This window comes from Vibrio sp. 10N.222.48.A3 (genome assembly GCF_041475345.1).
Taxonomy (GTDB): Bacteria; Pseudomonadota; Gammaproteobacteria; order Enterobacterales; family Vibrionaceae; genus Vibrio; species Vibrio tasmaniensis_A.
In genome coordinates this window covers 1-324 of record NZ_JBFRVX010001721.1, presented here as the reverse complement: position 1 = coordinate 324, position 324 = coordinate 1, and the positions used below count along the sequence as shown (strand labels likewise).

1 protein-coding gene is annotated in these 324 nt (G+C 43.8%); it reads left to right on the top strand.

Annotated elements, in window-relative coordinates:
* Nucleotides 1-324, top strand: a 324-nt coding sequence (locus tag AB4653_RS28605) for a paraslipin (RefSeq protein ID WP_372106020.1), incomplete at both ends; no start/stop codon positions are given.

Below are 324 nucleotides of genomic sequence, written 5' to 3'. Positions count from 1 at the left end.
TCATTCCATTTATCGATAAAATCGGACAACGCATCAGTATGATGGAACGTGTTCTCGACATCCCGGCACAAGAAGTCATCTCCAAAGATAATGCAAATGTGGTTATTGATGCGGTGTGTTTCGTTCAAGTGATCGACGCGCCTAAAGCGGCTTATGAGGTGAATGATCTTGAGCACGCGATTCGTAATTTAACTCTCACCAATATCCGTACTGTACTGGGCTCGATGGAACTGGATGAAATGCTCAGCCAGCGAGACATGATTAACACCAAATTATTGAATATCGTTGATGAAGCGACAAACCCTTGGGGTGTCAAAGTTACAC